This window comes from Microvirga sp. P4_G7 (genome assembly GCF_056401005.1).
Genome location: NZ_JBFUKD010000188.1, coordinates 1 through 6043, shown reverse-complemented (window position 1 = coordinate 6043; position 6043 = coordinate 1). Strand labels below are relative to the sequence as shown.

6 protein-coding genes and 1 pseudogene are annotated in these 6043 nt (G+C 61.3%); 3 read left to right on the top strand and 4 right to left on the bottom strand.

From position 1 onward, the window contains the following. The first annotated feature begins 19 nt into the window (after positions 1–19). Both AC1DT3_RS10320 and AC1DT3_RS10315 read left to right on the top strand, forming a co-directional pair. On the top strand, positions 20–64 hold the full coding sequence (locus tag AC1DT3_RS10320) for a hypothetical protein (protein WP_477465164.1): 45 nt from the start codon (positions 20–22) through the stop codon (positions 62–64). A gap of 2 nt (positions 65–66) precedes the next feature. Further along, positions 67–1431 (top strand): MATE family efflux transporter, encoded by a 1365-nt coding sequence (locus tag AC1DT3_RS10315; RefSeq protein ID WP_477465163.1) that lies wholly within the window; start codon positions 67–69, stop codon positions 1429–1431. On the opposite strand, the gene AC1DT3_RS10310 is transcribed toward AC1DT3_RS10315, so the two are convergent. The 3 genes from AC1DT3_RS10310 to AC1DT3_RS10300 all read right to left on the bottom strand — a co-directional run bounded on the left by AC1DT3_RS10310 (position 1418) and on the right by AC1DT3_RS10300 (position 4567). After that, positions 1418–2992 carry a putative bifunctional diguanylate cyclase/phosphodiesterase gene (locus tag AC1DT3_RS10310; protein ID WP_477465162.1) on the bottom strand — a complete coding sequence of 525 codons (1575 nt, stop codon included), beginning with the start codon at positions 2990–2992 and terminating at the stop codon, positions 1418–1420. The genes AC1DT3_RS10315 and AC1DT3_RS10310 overlap by 14 nt on opposite strands. Positions 2993–3146: 154 nt before the next feature. Continuing rightward, entirely contained in the window at positions 3147–4226 is a 1080-nt protein-coding gene (locus AC1DT3_RS10305; protein ID WP_477465161.1) for a quinone-dependent dihydroorotate dehydrogenase, read from the bottom strand. Further along, complete coding sequence (locus tag AC1DT3_RS10300) at positions 4223–4567, bottom strand: DUF952 domain-containing protein (RefSeq protein ID WP_477465160.1); 345 nt, start codon at positions 4565–4567, stop codon at positions 4223–4225. The genes AC1DT3_RS10305 and AC1DT3_RS10300 overlap by 4 nt, the downstream gene beginning before the upstream one ends. 152 nt (positions 4568–4719) lie before the next feature. On the opposite strand from AC1DT3_RS10300, the gene AC1DT3_RS10295 reads away from it, so the two are divergent. Then, complete coding sequence (locus tag AC1DT3_RS10295; RefSeq protein ID WP_477465159.1) at positions 4720–5352, top strand: S24 family peptidase; 633 nt, start codon at positions 4720–4722, stop codon at positions 5350–5352. Positions 5353–5400: 48 nt separating this feature from the next. Here AC1DT3_RS10295 and lysK read toward each other — a convergent pair. Continuing rightward, a pseudogene (lysK, locus tag AC1DT3_RS10290) lies at positions 5401–6043 on the bottom strand (lysine--tRNA ligase); the annotation flags it as partial.

Below are 6043 nucleotides of genomic sequence, written 5' to 3'. Positions count from 1 at the left end.
GCTTTATGGCGCCGTCATCGTGGTTCCGCTCTGGTTCATCGTCCGCCTTTTCGACCGGAAATGAGAATGGACGACCTGTCGTCCCCACGTCGCCTCGCGATCACACACGGTCGCGTACTGGCACTTGCCCTCCCGATGACGTTGTCGCACGTGACGACCCCGCTTCTGGGACTTGTCGACGCCATCGTGATCGGACGCCTAGGCGAGGCCGCGCTTCTCGGTGCTGTCGCCCTGGGCGCAGTGATCTTCGACTTCGTATTGTGGAGCTTTGGCTCCCTGCGGATGGCGACCGCCGGGTTGACGGCCCAGGCCGTGGGTGCGGGCGACCGCCGTGAAATCGACCGGACATTGGCGCGTGCACTCACCGTGGCCGTCGCCTCGGGCCTCGCCATCATCCTCCTGCAATGGCCGATCGGGACCATCGCCTTCACGCTCGCGGGGGCCAGCAGCGCGGTCACTGACGCATTGGCAACGTATTTCTATTTGCGGATCTGGTCGGCTCCATTCGCGCTGGCGAACTATGCCATTCTCGGGTCGACACTGGGCCGGGGACGCACAGATCTCGGCCTGCTCCTTCAAGTGGCGATCAACGTCGCGAATATCATTCTGACATCCACGCTCGTGCTCGGTTTCGCGTATGGCGTCGCAGGAGCCGCCATCGGTACGGCCATCGCCGAGATCTTTGGGGTTGGGCTCGGGATCCTTGTGCTGCGCCGGCTCGGGTCCAATCCGTTCGTCATTGCGCGACGGGAAATCTTCGACAGGGTGGCGATGCTCCAGACGCTGGCGATGAACCGGGACATCATGATCCGTAACGTCGCCCTCATTCTCGCCTTTGCCGTCTTTACGGCTCTTGGTGCCCGTACGGGGGACGTGACGCTCGCCGCCAATGCGGTTTTGTACAACATGTTCCTCATCGGCGGCTATTTCCTGGACGGTTTTGCGACGGCCGCCGAGACCTTGTGCGGCCAAAGCGTCGGCGCAAGAGACGAGCGTAGCTTCAGGCGGGCAGTTTCGGTGTGCCTCGGGTGGAGCCTCGGCTTCGGGCTCGCCGTTTCCATGTGCTTCGTCCTTGGCGGAGACTGGATCATCGATTTCGTTTCGACCAATCCCGAGGTGCGCCTCGCCGCGAAGCAGTTCTTGATCTTCGCGGCGCTCACGCCGCTCGTGGGTGCTGTCGCCTTCGCGTATGACGGGATCTACGCAGGCGCGACCTGGACCGTCGCCATGCGCAATCTCATGCTCCTTGCCTTTGCGCTCTTTAGCATTGCCCTGTTTTTCATGCAGGACCTCGGCAATACCGGTCTTTGGATCGGATTGTTGACGTTCCTCGGGGCGAGAGGCATCGCGCAGGCCGCGCTCTATCCGTCCCTCACCCGCAGCACGTTTCGCCGCAAGAGAGACGAAGCGTTGAATGTCAGTTCCGCTTGACGAGGGCTGGCCGCTCGGTGACGAGCAATTCAGCTTCGTGGGCGGGAAGTGGCTTTCCAAAGAAATGCCCCTGCCCGTACTGACATCCCAGCCCCGACAAAAGAGCGAAGTCGCTCTCGTCCTCGATCCCTTCCGCCACGGTGGACAGATTGAGCGTGTGTCCGAGATTGATGATGGCGGCGAGGATCCGCTTGTTCTCCTCACCCTGCCGCAACGATTGAATGAAAGAGCGATCGATCTTGATCGCGTCGAAGGATAATTCACGCAGGTGATAAAGGCTCGAATAGCCGATGCCGAAATCGTCGAGTTCGATCCGCACGCCCTCTCGCTTGAGGATCTCGAGACCATCCCGCGCGATGTCCAAATTCTTGATGAGTGCGGCTTCCGTCACCTCGATGATCAGGCGGCTCGGATCGAAGTCGGTCTCGCGCAGAACCTTCAGGATCTCGTGGGGCAGGCTTCGCTCTTCGAGCTGGCAGGGCGCGATATTGAGCGAAAGCGTGAGATGGTAAGGCCACGACTTCGTCTCCTCGCAAGCGCGCTGAAGCAGTCGGTAAGATAGGCCCGAAATCTGCCCGGTATCCTCGGCGATGGGGATGAAGGCGGCGGGCGGTAGAATGCCGTGGTCGGGATGATGCCATCGGGCGAGAATCTCGAACCCTGAAATGACGCCTGTCGCGAGTTCGACGATCGGTTGGTAATAGGGCCGGATCTGATCGCTGCTGGCCGCCGATTTGAGTTCCTGCTCGACGAGCGCGCGGGCGCGCAATTGCTCGTCCATTCCTTCTTCGAAGAAGCGATACTTCCCGCGCCCCTCGCCTCGTGCCCGGTCCATGGCGCGTTCGGCGGCGTGGAGCAATCCGTTCGGATCCGTACCGTCGGACGGACAAAGGGCGATCCCGACGGCGACGCTCACCTCGACACGCGCATTGCCGAGCAGAATCGGTTGGACCACCGTGTTGATGACGCGCTGCGCCACACGCACCGGAATGTCGTCGTCGAAATTGACCGATACTGTGAGGGCGAACTCGTCGCCTCCGATCCGTGCGACGCTGTCCCCGGCGCGCAAGACGCGTCGCAGCCGGCCGGCGATTTCGGTCAAGACCTTGTCACCGGCACTATGTCCATAAAGCTCGTTGATGGATTTGAAGCGGTCGAGATCGATCAACAGGACTGCGGCCGACGTGTTGTAGGTCTTCGCCCGCAGAACGGCCTCTGCCAGCTCCTCGATGAATTTCGTCCGGTTCGCCAAGCCGGTCAGTGGATCGTAATTCGCCAATGTCTGCGCGGTCTGCTCGGCCGCGACCCTGCGGCGGATTTCCCGGCGCAGCCGAAACGATCGCCTGACGCCTAGAAACGCCAAGGCGACACACGCCGCGAACGACGCAAGAAAGATACGGTCGAGATACCAATCCTGATGCTCGACCGTAAAGAAATAGGTCTTCACGAGAAGCCCCATCCGCCATTCGACGACGACGACGGCAAGCGCAATGAACGCTGCGAGTCCCCACTCGACGCGGTCGTGGCCGACCTTCATGCGGTTGCGGAGCTTACGTAACAACGTCGTGCACCTCGCCAAGAGCGACCGCTCAGGAACCAATACTGGTTCCGTTCGAAAACTTAAGCTTTCCTTCTTTGTCGTGCCAAGTGTCCTTTTCATGGTCACTTGAGGTGTCGCCGCCGAATGCACCTACTCCTTAGAGGTAGGTTCGCATTCACTCGGCCAAATCGGACGCATCGCGGCCAATTTGGGCGTCAAGTGTTTCTCCAGTGCCGCGCAACCGTTCGGCAAGTCCCCGCTTGATCTCATCGATCAGCCCCGGCCCTTGATACACAAGGGCGGAATACAGTTGAACCAGGGTGGCGCCGGCCCTTATCTTGGTCCAGGCCGCCTGCGCGGAATCGATACCGCCGACGCCGATGAGCGGGATCGACCGACCGGTTCTGAGGTACGTCTGGGCGAGCATTTTCGTCGACGGCCCGAACAGCGGTCGACCCGACAAGCCTCCGGTTTCGCCGGCGAGCGCGCGTTCTTGGAGAGCGGCCGGCCTCGCGATGGTCGTGTTCGACACGATGAGCGCATCGACTTTACGCTTGAGGATGGTGGCGACAATGGCATCCAACGCGTCGAGGGAGATGTCAGGCGCGATCTTCAGCAGGATGGCGGTCTTCTGGCGTCCAGTCGTTTCAGCTTGGTCGCGCGCCTCGATGCAACGGGCGAGAAGATCATCGAGGAACGCCTCACCCTGCAAGTCGCGCAGGCCCGGTGTATTGGGAGAGGAGACGTTGATCGTGAGGAAATCGACGAGGCCGCACAGGCCCTCGATGCATCGCACATAGTCGCCGAGGCGATCCTCGGTCTCTTTGTTGGCGCCGATATTGACGCCGACAATGCCGGGCCGGCCTCTGCGATGCGAGAGGCGTTCACGCGCCACTGCGAGACCGTCGCTGTTGAGCCCGAACCGGTTGATGATGGCTCCGTCCCGCTCCAGGCGAAAGACGCGCGGACGCGGATTGCCAATTTGCGGGTTGGGCGTGACACCACCCAATTCGACGAAGCCGAAGCCGAGCCCAAGCAATTGGTCGGGCACTTCGCATTGCTTGTCGAAACCGGCCGCGAGGCCGATCGGATTCGGAAAACGTCGACCGAAGGCCTCGACTGCAAGGGAGGCTTCGTCGGACCTCGGCGGTACGACCGGCAGCAGGGACAATCCCCGGATGGTCACCCGATGCGCCGTTTCCGGATCGAGCGCGTGAAGGAAAGGCTTCGCCAGGGGAAACAGGGAACCGATCATTCGGAGAGGTCCGGAAAAATATGATGGCCATCATCCCCAAGGGGTAGTGGTTTGACCCAGGCGACCGCCGTCATGGAAAAGACACAATAGAGATGCGGAAACAACGCTCCGCCGCGCGACGGCYCATACCGCAAGGATCCGCCCAACCGATCCTCACGCGCTGCGACAAGAACCAGATCTCCTTGTCCAGCAAAGTGTTTTTGAGCGGTTTCGCGCAATTGGGACGCCGTCGAGAAATGGATGAATCCATCCTCCAGATCCACGGGCGCCCCTGCAAATGAGCCGGCCTTTTCTGCCTGCTGCCAGAGCGCACGGGGACAAATTTTGAAGATGAGGGTCATCCTTTTTGAGTAGCCGGGACGCGGTCCAGGGGCAACCAGAACGTGGACCAGATGTCGCGTTGTGAAATGCCCAGTTGATGCGAACGCAATCGGCCTTAATTTCCTATTGAGAGGTTCTGCTTCGATGTTGTGCATTTGTGAAGGTTCAACCCATGTTATCTCATGAGCGTGTTTGGGCCGCGATCGATGCATTGGCGTCACGCCATGGCATGACGGCCTCCGGGCTGGCGCGCAAGGCTGGCCTCGATGCCACGAGTTTCAACAAGTCCAAGCGCACCAGTCCTGAAGGTCGCGATCGTTGGCCATCGACCGAGTCGATCTCCAAGATTCTTCGCGCGACGGGTGCCAGCCTCGAAGACTTCATGCGCCTCATCGAGCCGGCAAGCAGTCTCCACGGGTCGAGCCTCCCGTTGGTGCGGAGCGACCGCGCCGCTCGGGAAGAGCTGTTCGGCGAGGACGGCCGCCCAAATAGCGGGCCCCATTGGGAGGACATGAGCTTTCCCGATTTCGCAGGGGAAGCCGCGTTCGCGATCGAGATTGTCGGCCGGGAGCTCGAGCCTCATTTCCGTGAGGGCGAGCTGGTGATCGTTTCACCGACAGCCAACATGCGAAAGGGCGACCGGGTCATCGTGCGCACCCGCAAGGGCGAAATCCTCGTGAAGGAGCTGAAGCGCCGGTCGACGAAAACGATCGAATTGTCGTCGATCGGAGCTGAACAGGACGAGCTTGTCCTTCCAGTCGAGGACGTCGCCTGGATCGGTCGGGTGATGTGGACCCGCCAATAGCGGCAAACGGGAGCGAGCGGCCCGAGCCGCTCACTCCAACCTTCGCGACTAGGCCGCCTGCCCCCGATCGCGCAGGAACGCCTCGTGCTCCCGGACAAGGCCGCCAGTAACGGCCTTTTCGATCAACGCGCGGGTTTCCTTGACGCCATAGAGAGCGACGAAGGATCCAAAGCGCGGGCCGCGCGGCTCGCCCAGCAGAACCTGATAGATGGCGTTGAACCACTCGATCGAAACGCCCGGTCGTTCCGGTGTGGCGCCTTTCGCCTTGAAGTCCTGATAGCGCGGTTCGGCGCGTCCGACGTTGTAGATCTCTTCCTGGATAGCCTCGGCCGTCGCAGGGCGTTCGCCCTTTTCGAACGGCACCAGCGCGTCGCTCAGCTTGCGCAACGACGCCGCCTCGACATCGTCCGCCAACCGATAGGCCTTCTGCGGCTTAACAAAATCCCTGAAGTAGCGCACCGCGTGCTTGACCAAACTGTCGAGACGAGGATGCGTTTCGGGCGATACGCCCGGCGCATACCGACGGATGAACCCCCAAAGCACGGCGGGTTCTTCGGAATTCGCGACTGCAACGAGGTTGAGCAGCATGGAGAAGGAAATCGTCGCGCTCGGTTGATTGCCCTCGCTCGACGACATCAGCTCCGGCGCGGGCGGATGGCCGGCATGCAAATGCCAGACCGGGTTGATCAAC